The organism is Streptomyces sp. NPDC058274, from assembly GCF_042881375.1.
In the GTDB taxonomy this organism is placed as follows: domain Bacteria; phylum Actinomycetota; class Actinomycetes; order Streptomycetales; family Streptomycetaceae; genus Streptomyces.
The window spans coordinates 254719-272787 of the sequence record NZ_JBHVXW010000005.1 but is presented as its reverse complement, the minus strand read 5'-3'; the positions used below and the strand labels follow the sequence as shown (position 1 = coordinate 272787).

Here is an 18069-nt window from a genome sequence, read left to right as displayed (position 1 = left end):
GGTCTGGGGGCCCCTGGCTCTCAGGGTCCCTGGTTCTCAGGGTCCGCACAGGCAACACATAGAATCCGTCCACCGCAATCGCACGTCAGAGGTGTGGGAGACAATGGCTGACCGGTCCACCATTCGGGATGTGGCGCGGGTTGCCGGAGTGTCCGTCTCCACCGTCTCCCGGGTCTTCACCTCCCCCGAGCTCTTCCGCGAGGAGACCCGGCTGAAGGTGTACGCCGCGGCCGAGCAGTTGCGTTACGCCCCCAGCAAGGCGGCCACGGCGCTGACCACCGGCAGGACCGGGAACATCGGCCTCGTCGTGCCCAACCTCGCCAACCCGCTCTTCCCCGAGATGGTCAAGGCCGCCCAGCATCAGGCGAGACGGCACAATCTGGCGGCCCTGCTGGGTGACAGCGACGACGACGCGGACGACGAGGAGAAGCTGATCCACGCCCTGTCCAAGGACGTGGACGGGCTGCTCCTCTTCTCGTCGCTCCTGCGGGACGAGCAGATCGGCTCCGCCGGCGGTCTGCGCCCCACTGTCTTCGTGAACCGCCGTGTCGAGGGCTATCCGTGCGTCCTCGTCGACGCCCTGCAGGGCATGCGGCTGCTCACCCAGTACCTGAGCAACCTCGGCCACACCGGCGCTCTCTACCTCGCGGGGCCGACGAACTCATGGGCGGCCAAGGACCGGCAGAACGCGCTGGTCACGGCCGGCGAGGAGACGGGCTTGCAGATAGAGGTCACCGCCCCGCACCGTCCGACGTTCGAGTCCGGCACCCTGGCCGCCGAGCAGCTGGTGCGCGCGCCGCTGCCGTCGGCCGTCGTGTGCTTCAACGACGTGATGGCGCTGGGCCTGACCGCCCGGCTGCTCGAGTTCGGCGTCCAGGTTCCGGAGCAGGTCAGTGTGGTGGGCTGGGGCGGAACCCAGCTGGCCAGTTACACCACGCCCGCCGTCACCACCCTCGCCGTGCCCCTGAGCAGGCTGGGCAGTGTGGCCGTCGACCAGTTGCTCCTCGCACGGAACAGCGAGACGGAAGGGGAAGCGGTCCCGGTCAGCCTGGAGGTCACCCTCTCGGCCCGCGCGACCACTAGCCGCGCGCGGACCCGCTGACCGGAGCCGCGGTCGACTCCCGTACCACCAGATCCACCGGCAGCAGGACCCTCTTGGCCACCGGTGCCGGGTCCGCGGAGCCGCTGGGCCGGTCCAGCTGTTCGAGCAGCAGCCGGGCTGCCTCCGCGCCCAGCTCCGGATGCGGTACGTGCACGGTGGTCAGCGGCGGCTGGAACTCGTCGGCGAACAGCATGTCGTTGAATCCGACGAGCGAGACGTCCTGGGGGCAGCGGAGCCCCCGCTCGCGCAGAACGTGCAGTGCGCCGAGCGCGATCAGGTCGTTGCCGGCGACGATCGCGGTGGTGCCGGGGTACTGGTCGAGGAGCTCGCGGGCCGCCCACTCGCCCGCCGGCACCGTGTACGCCTCGCTCACGACGACCGGTGCCTGCGCGGGGGCGACCCCGGCGGCCTCGGTGGCGTGGCGGAACGCGCGGGCGCGGATCTCCCCCGTGGACAGCCGCTGCGGTCCCGCCAGATGCGCCAGGGCCCGGTGTCCCTGGGCCAGCAGGTGCTCGACCGCGAGCGTCACGCCGGCGGCGTCGTCCCCGGCGACCAGCGGGAACATCGTCCGGTCCGTGCCGCGGCTGAGCAGCACGATCGGCACGCCCGCCTTGTGGGCCTCGTCGAGGAGGGGATGTTCTCGCTGCGCGGTGGCGACGATGAAGCCGTCGACCTGGCGTCCGCGCAGCGCCTCGAACTGGGTGCGCTCCTTGGTCCGGTCGTTGTCGGTGTTGGCCAGCAGCGCGGTGTAGCCCCGGCGGGTCAGGGCCTCCTCTATTCCGCGCACCATCGGCGGGAACAGCGGGTTGGTGAGGTCGGGCAGCAGGACGCCGACCGTGAACGAGCGGTTGGTCCGCAGGCTCCGGGCGGCGCTGTTGGGGGTGAACCCCAGCTGCTCAGCCGCCGCCCTGACCCGCTGGGCCGTCGCCGCGTTGACCCGGCCACTCGTGGCGGGGTTCAGGGCTCGGGACGCGGTTGCCATGTGCACACCAGCGAGGTGGGCCACATCGGACATGGTCGGGCGCTTGTTCACCCCGGAAGTGTAGGGATCCCCGCCCGTCGACCGCAATCGATCGCCGCAACGCCTGCCTCGCCCTTACAGGGCAGCCCTTGACAGCCACACCTCGGCGGAGCGAGCATTGTGGCAATCGATTGCACAACAAGGATCCCGGCTCGGCGCACCTACGGAGTAGCCGCCCCCGCAATCGAATGCACGGACGCCTTCCGTCACCGAGCCGTCTCCTCCGGAAGTAAGGAACGAGAGATGACGTACGTCGCCAAGGACCCGCCCCGCATCGGCTGGATCGGCACCGGCCGCATGGGCTTCCAGCTGGCCGCGCGTCTCCTGGACGCGGGCTACGACGTCGCCGTGCAGAACCGCACCCGCGCCAAGGCCGAGCCGCTGGCCGCGCGCGGGGCGACGGTCGTCGACCGGCCGCAGGACCTGGCGGACCGCGATGTGGTGTTCGTGATGGTGTCGGCGTCGGCGGACCTCGAATCCGTGACCACCGGAGACGGTGGTGTGCTGACCGACCCGGACGCGGCGCCCGGCGTGCTGGTGGACAGCTCCACCGTGTCCGCCCAGGTCTCCGCCCAGGTGCGCGCCGAGGCCGCCAAGCGCGGCACGGCACTGCTCGCCGCCCCGGTCAGCGGGAATCCGAAGGTGATCGCGGCCGGACAGCTGACCATCGCGGCTTCGGGCCCGCGCGATGTCTTCGACGGGGTCGAGCCGCTGCTCAGCACCCTGGGCCGCGGGGTGACCTACGTCGGGGACGACGAGGTGGCCCGGCTGGTCAAGATCGCGCACAACGTCTTCCTCGGCGTCGTCACCCAGTCCCTCGCCGAGATCACGCTGCTCGCGGAGAAGGGCGGCGTCAGCCGGGCCGCGTTCCTGGCCTTCCTCAACGACTCGGTGATGGGCTCGGTCTTCACCCGGTACAAGTCCCCCGCGCTGGTCAATCTGGACTTCAAGCCGACGTTCACCATGCCCCTGCTGCGCAAGGACTTCGATCTGGGCCTGGCCGAGGCCCGCGCTCTCGAGGTGCCGATGCCGCTGGCCTCGGCCACCGCGCAGCTCGTGGCCGGCGCGATCGGCGCGGGCCACACCGACGAGGACTTCGCCACCCTCATCCTGGAGCAGGCCAGGCGGTCCGGAATGGTCCTCGAATCCGAGAACGAGGACGTGGACGACGGCCTGACGGTCACCTCGTGAGTACGCGCCCGATACCGGCGTACGGCCACAGCGCGGTCGACTACGAACAGCGCGTGGACTACGACCGTCTGCGCGCCGACCGGTTGCGCCGTGCCCGCGCGGCGCTGGACTCCAGCGAGTGCGGGGCCTTCCTGCTCTTCGACTTCTACAACATCCGCTATACGACGCAGACGTGGATCGGCGGAGCGCTCGGCGACAAGATGAGCCGCTACGCCCTGCTGACCCGCGACGGTGGCGAGCCCGTCCTGTGGGACTTCGGTTCCGCGGCCCGCCACCACCAGCTGTACGCGCCCTGGCTGCGCCCCGAGAACTCGCGCGCCGGCATGCTCGGACTGCGCGGGGCCATCGCCCCCGAGGCCGGTCTGATGCGCTCGGCGGTCCGTGAGATCAAGGGCATGCTGGAGGACGCGGGCGTCGCCGGGCTGCCGGTCGGTGTGGACATCGTCGAGCCGCCGTTCCTCTTCGAGATGCAGCGCCAGGGTCTCCAGGTCGTGGACGCACAGCAGTTGATGCTCGACGCCCGCCAGATCAAGTCCCAGGACGAGATCGCGCTCCTGTCGATGGCCGCCGCCATGGTCGACGGCGTCTACCAGGACATCGTCGAGGCACTCAAGCCCGGCGTCCGGGAGAACGAGATCGTCGCGCTCGCCAACAAGCGGCTGTACGAGATGGGTTCGGACCAGGTCGAGGCCATCAACGCGGTGTCGGGCGAGCGCTGCAACCCGCATCCGCACAACTTCTCGGACCGCATCATCCGCCCCGGGGACCAGGCCTTCTTCGACATCATCCAGTCGTACAACGGCTATCGGACGTGCTACTACCGCACCTTCGGCGTCGGCAGCTCGACGTCCTCCCAGCGCGATGCCTACACACAGGCGCGCGCGTGGATGGACGCTGCGATCGCCGTGGTCAAGCCGGGGGTCGGCACGGACCAGGTCGCAAGGGTGTGGCCGGCCGCGACGGAGTTCGGCTTCCCCAGTGAAATGGCCGCCTTCGGGCTGCAGTTCGGGCACGGCCTGGGTCTGGGCCTGCACGAACGGCCGATCATCAGCCGGCTCAACAGCCTGGAGAACCCCGTCGAGATCCAGGAAGGCATGGTCTTCGCGCTGGAGACGTACTGCCCGGCCTCGGACGGCTTCTCCGCCGCGCGCATCGAGGAAGAGGTCGTGGTCACCGCCGACGGGCCCCAGGTGCTCACGAGGTTCCCGGCGCAGGAGCTCTTCGTCGCGAACCCGTACTGAGGAGGAGAAGCAATGGAAGCGACCACCGGCCTCGCCCTGTACCGGATGCAGGTCGAGCTGCGGTACTTCGAGCAACGCGCCTACGACCTGTTCCTGCAGAGTCTGGTCAAGGGGACCAGCCATCTCTCCCTCGGCCAGGAGGCCATCGCGGCGGCGTTCGGCGTCGCGATGCGCGCGGACGACTACACCTTCGCCACCTACCGGGGCCATGCCCACACCCTGGCCCGCGGGGTCCCCATGGGCCCGGTCCTCGCCGAACTGCTCGGCCGCAGCAACGGACTGATGGCCGGCAAGGGCGGCTCGATGCACCTCACCAGCGTCGAGCACGGCGTGATGGGCTCGTACGCGATCATCGGCGCCCATCTGCCGATAGCCTGCGGGGCCGCCTGGAGCGCCCAGTACCAGGAGACCGGGCAGGTCGCCGTGGTGTTCTTCGGCGACGGCACGACCAACATCGGGGCCTTCCACGAGGCGCTCAACTTCGCCGTGATCTGGCAGCTCCCCGTGGTGTTCGTCTGCGAGAACAACCTGTGGATGGAGTACACCCGCACCACCAGCATCACCGCGGTGAAGCAGCCGGCAGCGGATCGCGCCGGCGCCTACGGACTCGAACCGGTCCTGATCGACGGCAACGACGCCGACGTCGTGCACGAGGCGGCCGTGGCGGCGCTGGAGAAGGCGCGGAGCGGCGGCGGACCGACGCTGATCGAGGCGCTGACGTACCGGCATGGCGGCCACTCCCGGGCGGATCCGGCGAAGTACCGGCCGCAGGAGGAGGTCGATGCCTGGCTGGCCAGGGACCCGGTGCCGATGTACCGGGAGCGGCTGATCTCCGCCGGCGTCGACAGCGCCGTACTGGACGCGATCGAGGCGGAGGCGCAGGCGGCGGTGGACAAGGCCGCGGAGGAGGCGAAGGCCGGCGAAGTGCCGGGCCCCGAGCTGCTGTTCAAGGACGTATGGGCGGACGGAGGATCGTCGTGGCGCAACTGACCTACCGCGAGGCCGTGGCGCGGGGCATCGCACAGGAGATGCGGCGGGACCGCAACGTCCTGTTCCTGGGTGAGGACGTGGCCGAGGCCGGCGGCGTCTTCAAGAGCACGGTCGGACTCCTGGAGGAGTTCGGGCCGGTGCGCGTGCGGGACACCCCGATCAGTGAACAGGCCATCCTGGGTGCGGCCATGGGCGCCGCGATGACCGGTCTGCGGCCGATCGCCGAGATCATGTTCAGCGACTTCTTCGCGGTCTGCTGGGACATGGTCGTCAACGAGATAGCCAAGAGCCGGTACATGACCAACGGCCAGGTCTCCTTCCCACTCGTGATCCGCGCCGGGAACGGCGGCGGGCTGCGGTTCGGCGCGCAGCATTCGCAGACCGTCGAGAACTGGGCCATGGCCGTGCCGGGACTGAAGGTCGTGGTGCCGTCCTGCGCCGTGGACGTCGTCGGCCTGCTGGCCGCCGCGGTCCGCGACCCCGACCCGGTCATCTTCCTGGAGCAGAAGGCGCTCTACCCGGTGCGCGGCGAGGTGCCGGACGGGGAGATCGTCGACTCGCTCGGCACCGCCAAGGTGCTGCGGCGGGGCGGGGACGCCACCCTGGTCGCGCTCGGCACGATGGTGCCGCGCAGCCTGGAGGCGGCCGAGCGGCTCGCGGACGCCGGTATCGACTGCACGGTGGTCGACGTCCGCTCCCTGGTGCCCCTCGACACCCGGACGATCCTGCGCGAGATCTCGGCGACCGGACGGCTGTTCACCGTCGAGGAGAACCCCAGGCTGTGCGGCTGGGGAGCCGAGCTGGTGTCCATCGTGGTCGAGGAGCACTTCTTCGACCTGGACGCGCCTCCCCTGCGCATCACCACCCCGCACATCCCCCTGCCCGCCGCCGATGCGCTGGAGGACCTGGCGATCCCCTCGGTCGACCGCATCACCGAGACCGTCCAGAAGGCGATGAACCAGTGACCTCACCCCAACTGACGCAGAGCCCCGCGCGGCTGAAGACCGAGACCGTGCGCACCGACCTGTTCATCGGGGGCCGGTGGCGGCCGTCGGGCGACGGCTCCCGCATCGAGGTCGTGGACCCCGCGACCGGCGAGAAGATCGCCGACACCGCCGACGCGACTCCCGAGGACGCGCTCCTCGCCGTCGACGCGGCCGCGGCCGCGCTCCCCGCCTGGTCCGCCACCGCGCCCCGCGCGCGGGCCGAACTCCTCAGCCGGGTCTTCCAGTTGATGACGGCGCGGGCGGAGGAGATCGCCGAGCTGATCGTGCTGGAGAACGGCAAGACCCTGACCGACGCCCGGGCCGAGGTCGCGTACGCCGCAGAGTTCTTCCGCTGGTACGCGGAGGAGGCCGTACGCGGTATCGGCAGCGTGCAGACGGCGCCGTCCGGCAGCAACAAGATCCTGGTGCTGCGCCAGCCGGTCGGCGTGTCCGTACTGGTCACGCCATGGAACTTCCCCGCCGCCATGGCCACCCGGAAGATCGGCCCGGCGCTCGCGGCCGGCTGCACGGTGGTGCTCAAGCCCGCGAGCGACACACCGCTGACGGCCCTGGCGATCGCCGGTCTCTTCGAGGAGGCCGGGCTGCCGGACGGCGTGGTGAACGTACTGCCGTCCCGCCGCTCCGGGGCCGTCGTCTCGGCCATGCTGGATGACCCCCGCGTACGCAAGCTGTCCTTCACCGGCTCCACGGAGGTCGGCCGCACGCTGCTCGCGGCCGCGTCCGGATCGGTGGTCAACTGCTCGATGGAGCTCGGCGGGAACGCTCCGTTCCTGGTCTTCGCCGACGCCGACCTGGACCGGGCCGTGGCCGAGGCGATGATCGCCAAGATGCGCAACGGCGGCGAGGCCTGCACGGCAGCCAACCGCTTCTACGTCCAGGCGCCGGTGGCCGCCGAGTTCACGCGCCGGCTGGCGGCGGCCATGGAGGCCCTGACCGTCGGGCCCGGTCTGGAGGCGGGCGTTCAGCTCGGTCCGCTCGTCAACGCGCAGAGCCGCGACAAGGTCGCCCAGCTGGTCGCGGACACCGTACGCGCCGGTGCGTCGCTCGTGACGGGCGGTGAGCCGCTCGACCGGCCCGGCTACTACTACCCGCCGACCGTCCTGGCCGACGTGCCCCCGGACGCCCCGGTCCTGCACGAGGAGATCTTCGGTCCCGTCGCCCCGGTCGTCAGCTTCACCACCGAGGACGAGGCGGTCCGCCTGGCCAATGCCACCGAGTACGGGCTGGTGTCGTACGTCTGCACCACGGATCTGGCGCGCGGTCTGCGGGTGGCCGAGCAACTGGACTGCGGCATGGTCGGGTTGAACCGCGGGGTGGTCTCCGATCCGGCCGCTCCGTTCGGCGGCACGAAGCAGAGCGGTATCGGCCGCGAAGGCGGTCATGAGGGACTTCTCGAGTTCACCGAGTCCAAGTACGTCGCCCTGTCGTGGTGACCGCGGCCGGAAGGAGCACACCGCGATGGATGTGACCATGCCCCAGCTCGGCGAGACGGTGGCCGAGGCGACCGTGACCCGCTGGCTGCGCGAGACCGGCGACCGCGTGACCGAGGGGGAACCGCTCTTCGAGGTGTCCACCGACAAGGTGGACACCGAGATCCCGGCCCTCGTCACCGGAACGCTCGGCGAGATCCTCGTCGAGGAGCAGGAGACCGTGCCCGTGGGGGCGCGGCTGGCGGTGATCACCGCGGACGATTCCGGCGAGGTGCCGGCGAGCGGCTCGGACGGCTCCGGTGACGCGTCGGTGAGCGGCACGAACGGCTCCGGTGACGCTTCAGTGCGTAGCACCAACGCCTCCAGTGACGCGTCCGTGAGCGGCACGAACGGCTCCGGGAAGGTGGCGGCCGCGGGATCTGGCGGAGGGGCGGTCGCCGCGCCCCGCGACACCCCCCGGCACGGGACGCTGACCCCGCTGGTCCGCCGTCTGCTCGCCGAGCACGAGTTGTCGGCCGACCAGGTGACTGGGACCGGCCCGCACGGCCGGATCACGCGCACCGATGTCCTCGCCGCGGCGGCCGCCACCACACCGGACCGGCCGCCCGCCGGGGCTGCCGCTGCCGCCGGACCCCGGCCCCAGAGCCCGGCTCCCGTGGAGAGCGCCGGGCCGCCACCGCGGAGCGAGACCCTGACCGTTCCCTTCACCACGATCCGCCGACGTACAGCCGAGCACATGGTGCGCTCCAAGGCGACGTCGCCGCACACCTTGATGGCCATCGAGGCCGACTTCCACGCCGTGGACCGGGCGCGCCGGGCGGCTGCGGCGTCGTGGCGGGAGACGGAGGGCTTCGGGCTGACCTATCTGCCGTTCGTCGCCAGGGCGGTGGTGGACGCGCTGGTCGCGTACCCCCACCTGAACGCCAGTGTGGGCGACGACGCCCTGTTGGTGCACCGCCGCATCGGCCTCGGCATCGCGGTGGACCTGGACGCCGAGGGACTGCTCGTCCCCGTCGTCAAGGACGCCCGGGACAAGCGGCTGGGGGCCGTCGCCCGGGAGATCTCGGGCCTCGCCGGCCGGGCCCGGGCGCACCGGCTGGGTCCGGACGACTTCGCGGGCGGCACCTTCACGATCAGCAATCCGGGCCCCTACGGCACGCTTCTCACGGCACCGATCATCAACCAGCCGCAGGTGGCGATCCTGGCCACCGACGCCGTACGGCCGCGACCGGTGGCCGTCCCCGCCTCGGACGGGTCCTACGCCGTGGTCGTGCACCCGGTCGGCAACCTGGCCCTGACCTTCGACCACCGGGCGGTGGACGGTGGGTACGCCGGCCGGTTCCTGGCGCACCTCAAGGAGAGCATCGAGACCCGGGACTGGACGACCGAACTCTGACGGGTCCGGCGCCGGGCGACTGCCCGGCGCCGGAGCGCTGCGGTCAGCCGAGGAAGCTCAGCCGGACCTGCCGGTCGGGGTTGTCCTTGTTGGTGTCGACGAGGCACACCGACTGCCATGTCCCCAGCTCCAGCCGTCCGCCGACGACGGGCAGGGTGGCGTGGGGCGGGACGATGGCCGGCAGGACGTGGTCCCGCCCGTGGCCGGGGCTGCCGTGGCGGTGCTGCCAGCGGTCGTCGGCCGGGAGCAGGGTGTGCAGGGCGGCGAGGAGGTCGTCGTCGCTGCCGGCGCCGGTCTCGATGATCGCGACACCCGCGGTCGCGTGCGGGACGAAGACGTTCAGGAGCCCGTCGCGGCCGCCGGCCACCTCTCTGAGGAAGGCCTCGCAGTCGCGAGTGAGATCGACGACGGTCTCCGTCGAGCCGGAGGCGACGTTCAGGACGCGGGTGGTGAAGGCATCGGGCATGCCCCAATCCTCACCCATACGCCTGGTTCCACACCTGATCGGCCGCCCGACGGCTGATACGAGGGGTCCACTCCGCGAGACGCCATTGACCGTACGCGGACCATCTGGCTACTTTCTGCCGCATGTTGCGTTCAGCCATGCTCACCACGCGCGGTCACATCGACCTGCTGCGGGTGGCCTCCGCCGCGTGTCGCCGCGGCTGCTGACGCCCTTCTTCCGCTCTTCCTCGCGCCTGCGCGCTGCCCTGCCCGCACGTCCGGACTCACGCTGATCACCGGCTGATCCCCTGACGCGGCGGCGCCGAGGCGTACTTCTCTCCGGTCGCTCTCCCTCCTCGTGGAGCACTCATGAGCATCAGCCATGCCCCGCCGGGCTCACCCGATTCCGATATTTCGGATATATCCAAGAACAGCGCCGCGTCCGAGCCGGTGTCGCCGTCGCTCGAACCCATCGTCCCCGCCTCCACCCGGCGCACCCGCGTGCCCCGCTGGGTGCGCCGCACCTCCGGCCCGCTCCTGCTGCTCGCCCTGTGGCAACTCCTCAGCAGCACAGGCGTGTTGACCGCCGACGTGCTCGCCTCGCCCGGCACCATCGCGCGGGTCGGCGGCGATCTCATCAGCGACGGGTCACTGCCGCACGCGATGGGCGTCTCGCTCCAGCGCGTGGCGGTCGGCCTGCTGTTCGGCACGGTCGTGGGCACCGGACTCGCCCTGGTCTCCGGGCTGTTCCGCGTCGGCGAGGACCTCGTCGACGCCAGCGTCCAGATGCTGCGGACCGTGCCGTTCGTCGGCCTGATCCCGCTGTTCATCATCTGGTTCGGCATCGGCGAGGCACCCAAGATCGCGATCATCACGCTCGGTGTGTCCTTCCCGCTCTACCTCAACGTCTACGCCGGTATCCGCGGTGTCGACTCCCAGCTGATCGAGGCCGGAGAGTCCCTCGGTCTGTCCCGCTGGGGCCTGGTGCGCCATGTCGTCCTGCCGGGCGCGCTGCCCGGCGCCATGACCGGCCTGCGCTACTCGCTGGGCATCGCCTGGCTGGCGCTCGTCTTCGCGGAGCAGATCAACGCGGACGCCGGTATCGGCTTCCTGATGGTCCAGGCGCGTGACTTCCTGCGGACCGACGTGATCGTGGTCTGCCTGACCGTCTACGCCTTCCTCGGCCTGCTCGCCGACTTCATCGTCCGCTCCCTCGAAAGGCTGTTGCTGCAATGGCGACCGACGTTCACCGGCCGGTGAGTACCGAGAAGGCCACGCCGGCAGCCGGTTCGGCGGTGCGCGTGGCAGGTCTGACCCGTTCCTTCGACGGCCGTGCCGTCATCGACAACCTCCAACTGGACGTCGCACCGGGCGAGTTCGTGGCCCTGCTCGGCCGCAGCGGCTGCGGCAAGTCCACCCTGCTGCGCGTCCTGGCCGGGCTCGACCGGGACATCGCGGGCACCGTTCTCGTGCCCCGGCGCAAGGCCGTCGCGTTCCAGGCACCACGGCTGATGCCGTGGAAGAAGGTGTGGCGCAATGTGCTGCTCGGCCTGCCCGGCAAGCCGCAGCGCGCCGTCGCCGAACAGGCTCTGGCCGAGGTCGGTCTCACCCACCGCTCGGACGCCTGGCCCAAGACGCTCTCCGGCGGCGAGGCCCAACGCGCCTCACTGGCACGGGCTTTGGTCCGCGAACCCGATCTGCTGCTGCTCGACGAGCCGTTCGGCGCGCTCGACGCCCTCACGCGCATCAAGGCACAGCGGCTCGTGGGCCGGCTGTGGCAGCGCCGCGGCTGCGCCGTGCTACTGGTCACGCACGACGTCGAGGAAGCGGTGCTGCTCGCCGACCGTGTCCTGGTGATGGACGACGGCGTCATCGCGTACGAGACCCGGATCGATCTGGACCGCCCGCGCGACATCACCGACCCCCGGTTCGCCGAGCTGCGCGCCGGGCTGCTGGAGCGGCTGGGCGTGGACACGGCCGCCGAAGCCGCCTGACCCCACCGCAGTACACCACAACTCGCCTTCTGTGCAAGCGAGTTGTCTTCACCCTCAGTTGAACCAACCGAACGGACTCACCATGCGACGACGTCTCGCCCCCGCCGCTCTGCTCCCCCTGGCCCTGCTGCTCGCCGCCTGCGGCGGGAACTCGGCGGCCGACACCTCGACGGGCGGCGGGACCGACGGCAAGGGTTCTCTCACGCTCAACGTCGGGGACCAGAAGGGCGGTTCCGAGGCGGTGCTGCGGGCCGCCGGGGAACTCAAGGACCTCGACTACAAGATCAATTGGTCCACGTTCACCTCCGGCCCACCGCTGCTCGAGGCCGTCAACGCCAAGGCCGTGGACATCGGCGGCGTCGGCAACACCCCGCCGGTCTTCGCGGCCGGCGCGAACTCGAAGATCAGCGTGGTGGCCGCCTGGCACGGCACCTCCAAGGGCGAGGCCATCCTCGTGCCCGAGAACTCGTCGCTGAAGAAACCCGAGGAGCTCAAGGGCAAGTCGATCGCCGTGGCGCAGGGTTCGTCCGCGCACTACCAGCTCATCGCCTCGCTCAAGGAGGCCGGACTGAAGCTGAGCGACGTCAAGGTGAAGTATCTGCAGCCGGCCGACGCGCTGGCCGCGTTCACCGGCGGCAAGGTGGACGCGTGGGCGGTCTGGGACCCGTACACCTCGCAGGTCCTGGAGGCCAAGAAGGGCCGGATCCTGGCGGACGGCGACGGCGTGGTCAACGGACTCAGCTTCCAGGTGGCGGCGCCCGACGCGCTGAAGGACAAGAAGAAGACCGCGGCCATCAAGGACTATCTGGAGCGGCTGCGGCGCGCCCAGGACTGGGTCTACGACCACCCCGACGCCTGGGCGAAGGTGTGGGCGAAGGACACCGGACTGCCGTACGAGGTGGCGCTGGCCTCGGTGAAGCGCACCAACGCCTCCCGCGTCCCGGTGGCCGTCGACAAGCCGCTGATCGCCTCCGAGCAGGAGATCGCGGACACCTTCACGGGTCTGAAGCTGATTCCGCGCAAGGTCGACTTCGCCGGCTTCGTGGACAGCCGCTTCAACGGTGACCTGCCGGCGTCCACCACCGCGCCCCGCGTCTACAAGGAGTCCTGACCATGACGGTGCGCCTGCACTGGTTCCTGCCGACCGGCGGCGACGGTCGCACTCTCGTGGACCGGCACGCCTACGCCTCCAACACGGCCGGGGCCAAGCGCCCGGTCAGCGGGATCCGGCCGCCCGACATCGAGTATCTGGCCCAGATCGCCAAGGCCGCCGAGCAGTTGGGCTTCGAGGCGGTGCTCACCCCGACCGGCACCTGGTGCGAGGACGCCTGGCTGACGACGGTGGCACTGGCCCAGCACACCGAGCGGCTGAAGTTCCTGGTGGCGTTCCGGCCGGGGGTCATCTCACCGACGCTCGCGGCCCAGATGGCGGCCACGTATCAGCGGATCACGCGGGGGCGGCTGCTCCTGAACGTCGTCACCGGCGGCGACTCCACGGAACAGCGCCGCTTCGGCGACCATCTCGACCACGACCGGCGCTACAGCCGTACGGACGAGTTCCTCTCCGTCGTGCGCGGGGTGTGGAGCGGGCAGCCCTACGACTTCGACGGGACCCACTATCAGGTCGAGGGCGGGCTGACCGCGCTGCCGCCGGACCCGCTGCCGGAGATCTTCTTCGGCGGCTCGTCGGCGGCCGCCGGTCCCGTGGCCGCGCGGCACGCCGATGTGTATCTGACCTGGGGCGAACCGCCCACCCAGGTCAAGGAGAAGATCGACTGGATCCGCTCGCTGGCCGAGCGCGAGGGGCGCACGGTCCGTTTCGGGATCCGGCTGCACACCATCTCCCGGGACTCGTCGGCCGAGGCCTGGTCGACGGCGGACCGGCTGCTCGGCGACCTGGACGCGGACACGATCGCGGCCGCCCAGGCCGCGCTCGGGCGCAGCGAGTCGGTGGGCCAGCAGCGCATGCTGGCGCTGCACGGCGGTTCCCGCGACGAGCTGGAGATCTCGCCGAACCTGTGGGCGGGCGTGGGGCTGGTGCGGGGTGGCGCCGGTACCGCCCTGGTGGGCAGTCACGCCGAGGTCGCCGACCGGATCGAGGAGTACCACGCGCTGGGCATCGAGCACTTCGTGCTCTCCGGCTATCCGCACCTGGAGGAGGCGTACTGGTTCGGGGAGGGTGTCATCCCGGATCTGGCCGCTCGCGGGCTGCTGCCCGGCGCCCCGGCGGGAGGTGGCGCGCCGCTGCTCGTCGCGAGCGGCCGCTGAGGAACCGCTCCGGGAAGATCCCGGACCCCGGTCCGGTTAGCAGAAGCGTGAACAACACCGGGGCAGGGACGCGCGAGGTCGATGTGGTCGTCACAGGCGCTGGGCAGGCCGGCCTGTCCAGCGCCTTTCACCTGCGGCGCACCGGTTTCGAGCCGGAGCGGGACTTCGTGGTGCTGGATCACGCGCCGCGCCCGGGCGGTGCCTGGCAGTTCCGCTGGCCGTCGCTGACGTACGGCAAGGTCCACGGGATGCACTCCCTGCCGGGCATGGAGCTGACGGACGCCGACCCGGCACGGCCGTCCGCCGAGGTCGTCGCGGAGTACTTCACCGCGTACGAGCGGACCTTCGATCTGCGGGTACGGCGGCCGGTGGACGTGCGCGCGGTCCGCGCGGGCGAGGGCGGCCGGCTGCTCGTCGAGACCTCCGAGGGGACGTGGTCGACGCGGGCGCTGATCAATGCCACGGGCACGTGGGACCGGCCGTTCTGGCCGCGCTGTCCGGGCCAGGAGACGTTCCGGGGGCGGCAGCTGCACACGGCGCAGTACCCCGGCCCTGAGAAGTTCGCCGGCTCGCGGGTGGTCGTCGTGGGCGGTGGCGCCTCCGGCACCCAGCACCTGATGGAGATCGCGCCGTACGCCGCCGCGGCCACCTGGGTGACGCGCAGGCCGCCCGTGTTCCGGGAGGGGCCCTTCAACGAGGAGTTCGGACGGGCCGCCGTGGCGCTCGTCGAGGAACGGGTACGCCGGGGCCTGCCGCCGCAGAGCGTCGTCTCGGTGACCGGGCTGCCGTTGACCGACGCGATCCGCCGGGCACAGGAGGACGGCGTGCTGGACCGGCTGCCGATGTTCGACCGGATCACTCCGGACGGCGTCGCCTGGGACGACGGGCGTCACGTGGACGCCGACGTCATCCTGTGGGCGACCGGCTTCCGTGCGGCGATCGACCATCTGGCGCCGCTGCGGCTGCGCGAGCCGGGCGGCGGCATCCGCGTCGAGGGGACCCGCTCGGTCGCCGACCCGCGGATCCATCTCGTCGGCTACGGGCCTTCGGCCAGCACCATCGGCGCCAACCGGGCCGGGCGCGCGGCGGTGCGGGACATCAGGCGGCTGCTGGCGGGGGCACCGGTCGCCGCGTGACGCCCCTCGGCGGGTGGGGCTGGGGCGCGCCGACGCCCATGGGACGTACGGCGCGCCGGCCCGCGGCCTGGAACGCCTGGCCTGGCCTGGCCTGGCCTCGCTCGGTCTAGCCAGGCCTGGTCTGGCTTGGTCCGGCTCAGTGCGAAGGCGACGCGCTCTTCCGGTTCCGGTTGAACTCGGCGACGTTCTTCTGATGCTCCTCGTAACTGGCCGTGAAGCGGGTGTCGCCCGGCTTGACGGTGACGAAGTACAGCCAGTCGCCCGGGGTCGGGTTGATCGCCGCGCGCATGGCCTCTTCACCGGGGTTGGCGATCGGTGTGGGCGGCAGGCCCATGCGCTGGTAGGAGTTGTAGGGGTTGTCGAGCCTGGTGTCCTTGGCGCTGGTGTCCAGCGTGCTGCGGTTCAGCGCGTAGTTGATGGTGGAGTCCATCTGCAGCGGCATACCGCGTTCCAGCCGGTTGAAGACGACCCGGGCCACCTTCCCCATGTCCGCCTTCGTGGCCGCCTCGGCCTGGACGATGCTCGCGATCGTGACCGCCTGGTAGACGTTCATCGCGTTGCGCTGCGCCCCGGCGGTGACCTGGCCTCCGTTGAACTTCTTGTTCGCGGTGGTGACCATGAACGACAGCAACGACTCCGGGGAGGTCTTGGCGTCCAGCGGATACGTCGCGGGGAAGAGGTAGCCCTCCGGGTTGCCCTCCGCGTCCCCGGGCAGCTTCAGATTGGCCTTGCTCAGGGACTTCTTGGTGGTACCGGCGGGCACGCGCAGGGCCTTGTCCACCGCTTCGTAGACCTGGCCCGCTCGCCAGCCCTCGGGGATCACCAGGGACTTCGGGCGCGCGTCCCCGTCCTCCATGATCAGCAGCGGCACCGCCACGGCGGTGGCGGCGACGACGGCTCCGGTCGCGATGAGGGCGGCCCGGCCCCGGCGCGTCAGTCGAATCGTGCTCCGTGGCGGAGTGTTCATCTGCATGCGGGCACGGTAACCCGCTAATGCCTACAAAGCCGACATATCTTCATCTTGTCGGCTCCAGTTGGGCGTCTCGGCGCACGAGGGCGGCGTAACGGCCGTCCTGCTCCAACAGCTCCTCGTGTGTGCCCCGCTCGGCCGCACTGCCGGAGTCCAGGACCACGATCTGGTCGGCCCCCCGAATGGTGGACAGCCGGTGGGCGATGGTGAGCGTCGTCCGGTTGGCCGACAGCGCGTCGATGGCCTCCTGGACTGCCCGTTCCGTACGGGTGTCCAGAGCGCTGGTCGCCTCGTCGAGAATGAGCACGGGCGGGTCGCGCAGGATCGTGCGGGCGATGGCGAGGCGCTGCTTCTCGCCACCGGAGAACCGGTGCCCGCGCTCGCCCACGACGGTGTCGTACCCGTCGGGCAGCGAGGCGATGTGGTCGTGGATCTGGGCCGCGCGGGCCGCCGCGTGCAGTTCCTCGTCGGTGGCGTCCGGCTTGGCGAACCGCAGGTTCTCGGCGACGGAGGCGTGGAAGAGGTACGTCTCCTGGGAGACGACGCCCACCGCGCGCGCCAGCGTGTCGAAGTCCAGGTCGCGTACGTCGACCCCGTCGAGCGTGACGCGCCCGCCCGTGACGTCGTACAGCCGCGGCACCAGATAGCTGAGCGTGGACTTGCCGGAGCCGGTCGGGCCGACGACGGCGAGGCTGCCGCCCGCGGGGACGGTGATGTCGATGCCGTCGAGGATCGGGCCGCCCTTGTCGTCGTAGCGGAACTCGACGTCCTCGAACCGGATCTCGCCCTTGACCTGCTCCAGATGGACCGGGCTCGCCGGCTCCGTGATGTCGATGGGCAGGTCGAGGTACTCGAAGATGCGCTGGAAGAGGGCCAGCGAGGTCTGGATCTGGACGCCGGTGGACAGCAGGCTGACCGTCGGCCGGAACAGGCCCTGCTGGAGCGAGACGAAGGCGACCAGCGTGCCGATGGAGACCGTCGGGCCGCCGAGCTGGAAGGCGATGCCCGCGGTCCAGTAGATGACGGCGGGCATGGCGGACATGACGATGCTGATGACGGCCATGCGCCAGCGCCCGGCCATGTTCGACCTGACCTCGAGGTCGACCAGACCCTCGGACTCGTCCGCGAAGGACTTGGTGAGCGAGTCGGCGCGGCCCATCGTGCGGCCGAGCAGGATGCCGCTGACGGAGAGCGACTCGGTGACGGTGGCGGCCATGACGGCCATCTGCTTCTGGCGCTGCGTCGCGATCTTCTTGCGTTCGCGGCCGACTCGGCGGCTGATCCAGACGAAGACCGGGAGCAGGAGCAGTGAGACGGCGGTGAGCCGCCAGTCGAGGGCGACCATGGCGACGATCGTGGCGACGACGCTCGTGAGGTTCGAGACCAGCGAGGTCGCGGTGGAAGTCACGGTCGCCTGCATGCCGCCGATGTCGTTGGCGATGCGGGACTGGACCTCGCCGGTGCGGGTCCGGGTGAAGAAGGCGAGGGACATGCGCTGCAGCCGGCCGTAGACGGCGGTGCGCAGGTCGTGCATCACGCGCTGGCCGACGGTCGTCGAGATCAGGGTCTGCAGCACGCCGAAGATGCTGGTGACGACCGCGCTGAGGATCATGCCGAGCGCGAGCAGGCTCAGCAGGCCGGTGCGGCCCTGCGGGATCGCGACGTCCAGGATCTCCTTCAGCAGGAAGGGCGTGGCGACGGAGACGAGGGACGCGGCGCCGACCAGCAGGCCGACGACCGCGAGCCGGCCGCGATAGGGCCGGAAGAGCTTCAGGATGCGGCGGACCTGCCGCGGCTGGTCCGCATCGGCATCAGCGGGTGAGGGGGTCCAGGTGGGTCGATCGGGACGCATGGGCTCCTACGGGAGGTGAGACGGCTG

The 18069-nt window shown here is 70.9% G+C and carries 17 protein-coding genes; 13 read left to right on the top strand and 4 right to left on the bottom strand.

Annotated elements, in window-relative coordinates; all coding sequences use genetic code 11:
- Nucleotides 1-103: 103 nt before the first annotated feature.
- A complete protein-coding gene (locus ACFVYF_RS13325; RefSeq protein WP_389455203.1) occupies nucleotides 104-1102 on the top strand; it encodes a LacI family DNA-binding transcriptional regulator in 999 nt (332 codons plus the stop codon).
- Here ACFVYF_RS13325 and ACFVYF_RS13320 read toward each other — a convergent pair.
- On the bottom strand, nucleotides 1080-2135 hold the full coding sequence (locus ACFVYF_RS13320) for a LacI family DNA-binding transcriptional regulator (RefSeq protein WP_389455201.1): 1056 nt from the start codon (nucleotides 2133-2135) through the stop codon (nucleotides 1080-1082). The two genes, ACFVYF_RS13325 and ACFVYF_RS13320, sit on opposite strands and share 23 nt — an antisense overlap.
- 231 nt (nucleotides 2136-2366) lie before the next feature.
- On the opposite strand from ACFVYF_RS13320, the gene ACFVYF_RS13315 reads away from it, so the two are divergent.
- The 6 genes from ACFVYF_RS13315 to ACFVYF_RS13290 are packed head-to-tail and all read left to right on the top strand — an operon-like array spanning nucleotide 2367 to nucleotide 9378.
- Nucleotides 2367-3314, top strand: a complete 948-nt coding sequence (locus ACFVYF_RS13315; RefSeq protein ID WP_389455199.1) for an NAD(P)-dependent oxidoreductase — start codon at nucleotides 2367-2369, stop codon at nucleotides 3312-3314.
- A complete protein-coding gene (locus ACFVYF_RS13310) occupies nucleotides 3311-4555 on the top strand; it encodes a M24 family metallopeptidase (protein ID WP_389455197.1) in 1245 nt (414 codons plus the stop codon). Before ACFVYF_RS13315 ends, ACFVYF_RS13310 begins: the two co-directional genes overlap by 4 nt.
- A gap of 12 nt (nucleotides 4556-4567) precedes the next feature.
- Entirely contained in the window at nucleotides 4568-5545 is a 978-nt protein-coding gene (locus ACFVYF_RS13305) for a thiamine pyrophosphate-dependent dehydrogenase E1 component subunit alpha (protein ID WP_389455195.1), read from the top strand.
- Nucleotides 5533-6510, top strand: a complete 978-nt coding sequence (locus tag ACFVYF_RS13300) for an alpha-ketoacid dehydrogenase subunit beta (protein WP_389455193.1) — start codon at nucleotides 5533-5535, stop codon at nucleotides 6508-6510. Before ACFVYF_RS13305 ends, ACFVYF_RS13300 begins: the two co-directional genes overlap by 13 nt.
- The gene (locus ACFVYF_RS13295; protein WP_389455191.1) at nucleotides 6507-7985 is read left to right on the top strand and encodes an NAD-dependent succinate-semialdehyde dehydrogenase; all 1479 of its coding nucleotides are present in this window, start codon (nucleotides 6507-6509) and stop codon (nucleotides 7983-7985) included. The genes ACFVYF_RS13300 and ACFVYF_RS13295 overlap by 4 nt, the downstream gene beginning before the upstream one ends.
- Nucleotides 7986-8010: 25 nt before the next feature.
- Nucleotides 8011-9378 carry a dihydrolipoamide acetyltransferase family protein gene (locus ACFVYF_RS13290; protein WP_389455189.1) on the top strand — a complete coding sequence of 456 codons (1368 nt, stop codon included), beginning with the start codon at nucleotides 8011-8013 and terminating at the stop codon, nucleotides 9376-9378.
- Between the two features lie 43 nt (nucleotides 9379-9421).
- Here ACFVYF_RS13290 and ACFVYF_RS13285 read toward each other — a convergent pair whose 3' ends face one another.
- A complete protein-coding gene (locus tag ACFVYF_RS13285; RefSeq protein WP_389455187.1) occupies nucleotides 9422-9844 on the bottom strand; it encodes a secondary thiamine-phosphate synthase enzyme YjbQ in 423 nt (140 codons plus the stop codon).
- 122 nt (nucleotides 9845-9966) lie between these two features.
- Here ACFVYF_RS13285 and ACFVYF_RS13280 point away from each other — a divergent pair, with 122 nt between their 5' ends.
- The 6 genes from ACFVYF_RS13280 to ACFVYF_RS13255 all read left to right on the top strand — a co-directional run bounded on the left by ACFVYF_RS13280 (nucleotide 9967) and on the right by ACFVYF_RS13255 (nucleotide 15220).
- Nucleotides 9967-10050 (top strand): putative leader peptide, encoded by an 84-nt coding sequence (locus ACFVYF_RS13280; RefSeq protein ID WP_351276907.1) that lies wholly within the window; start codon nucleotides 9967-9969, stop codon nucleotides 10048-10050.
- 141 nt (nucleotides 10051-10191) lie between these two features.
- Nucleotides 10192-11082 (top strand): ABC transporter permease, encoded by an 891-nt coding sequence (locus tag ACFVYF_RS13275; RefSeq protein ID WP_389455185.1) that lies wholly within the window; start codon nucleotides 10192-10194, stop codon nucleotides 11080-11082.
- Nucleotides 11055-11816, top strand: coding sequence for an ABC transporter ATP-binding protein (locus ACFVYF_RS13270; protein ID WP_389455183.1), 762 nt, complete (start codon nucleotides 11055-11057; stop codon nucleotides 11814-11816). Before ACFVYF_RS13275 ends, ACFVYF_RS13270 begins: the two co-directional genes overlap by 28 nt.
- A gap of 82 nt (nucleotides 11817-11898) precedes the next feature.
- Complete coding sequence (locus ACFVYF_RS13265; RefSeq protein WP_389455181.1) at nucleotides 11899-12927, top strand: ABC transporter substrate-binding protein; 1029 nt, start codon at nucleotides 11899-11901, stop codon at nucleotides 12925-12927.
- A gap of 2 nt (nucleotides 12928-12929) precedes the next feature.
- Nucleotides 12930-14084 carry an LLM class flavin-dependent oxidoreductase gene (locus tag ACFVYF_RS13260; RefSeq protein WP_389455177.1) on the top strand — a complete coding sequence of 385 codons (1155 nt, stop codon included), beginning with the start codon at nucleotides 12930-12932 and terminating at the stop codon, nucleotides 14082-14084.
- Between the two features lie 47 nt (nucleotides 14085-14131).
- Nucleotides 14132-15220, top strand: coding sequence for an NAD(P)-binding domain-containing protein (locus ACFVYF_RS13255; RefSeq protein WP_389455175.1), 1089 nt, complete (start codon nucleotides 14132-14134; stop codon nucleotides 15218-15220).
- Between the two features lie 136 nt (nucleotides 15221-15356).
- On the opposite strand, the gene mltG is transcribed toward ACFVYF_RS13255, so the two are convergent.
- Together mltG and ACFVYF_RS13245 are read right to left on the bottom strand one after the other, a co-directional pair.
- Nucleotides 15357-16193, bottom strand: coding sequence for an endolytic transglycosylase MltG (gene mltG / locus ACFVYF_RS13250; protein WP_389455173.1), 837 nt, complete (start codon nucleotides 16191-16193; stop codon nucleotides 15357-15359).
- Between the two features lie 43 nt (nucleotides 16194-16236).
- Nucleotides 16237-18042, bottom strand: coding sequence for an ABC transporter ATP-binding protein (locus tag ACFVYF_RS13245; RefSeq protein ID WP_389455171.1), 1806 nt, complete (start codon nucleotides 18040-18042; stop codon nucleotides 16237-16239).
- Nucleotides 18043-18069: the final 27 nt, after the last annotated feature.

Bases quoted from the DNA above. Each gene is read 5' to 3' on its own strand.
- ACFVYF_RS13305 (WP_389455195.1), top strand. From the start codon at position 4,568: ATGGAAGCGACCACCGGCCTCGCCCTGTACCGGATGCAGGTCGAGCTG.
- ACFVYF_RS13325 (WP_389455203.1), top strand. From the start codon at position 104: ATGGCTGACCGGTCCACCATTCGGGATGTGGCGCGGGTTGCCGGAGTG.
- ACFVYF_RS13245 (WP_389455171.1), bottom strand. From the start codon at position 18,042: ATGCGTCCCGATCGACCCACCTGGACCCCCTCACCCGCTGATGCCGAT.
- ACFVYF_RS13270 (WP_389455183.1), top strand. From the start codon at position 11,055: ATGGCGACCGACGTTCACCGGCCGGTGAGTACCGAGAAGGCCACGCCG.
- ACFVYF_RS13285 (WP_389455187.1), bottom strand. From the start codon at position 9,844: ATGCCCGATGCCTTCACCACCCGCGTCCTGAACGTCGCCTCCGGCTCG.
- ACFVYF_RS13275 (WP_389455185.1), top strand. From the start codon at position 10,192: ATGAGCATCAGCCATGCCCCGCCGGGCTCACCCGATTCCGATATTTCG.
- ACFVYF_RS13265 (WP_389455181.1), top strand. From the start codon at position 11,899: ATGCGACGACGTCTCGCCCCCGCCGCTCTGCTCCCCCTGGCCCTGCTG.
- ACFVYF_RS13315 (WP_389455199.1), top strand. From the start codon at position 2,367: ATGACGTACGTCGCCAAGGACCCGCCCCGCATCGGCTGGATCGGCACC.
- mltG (WP_389455173.1), bottom strand. From the start codon at position 16,193: ATGCAGATGAACACTCCGCCACGGAGCACGATTCGACTGACGCGCCGG.
- ACFVYF_RS13290 (WP_389455189.1), top strand. From the start codon at position 8,011: ATGGATGTGACCATGCCCCAGCTCGGCGAGACGGTGGCCGAGGCGACC.
- ACFVYF_RS13280 (WP_351276907.1), top strand. From the start codon at position 9,967: ATGTTGCGTTCAGCCATGCTCACCACGCGCGGTCACATCGACCTGCTG.
- ACFVYF_RS13260 (WP_389455177.1), top strand. From the start codon at position 12,930: ATGACGGTGCGCCTGCACTGGTTCCTGCCGACCGGCGGCGACGGTCGC.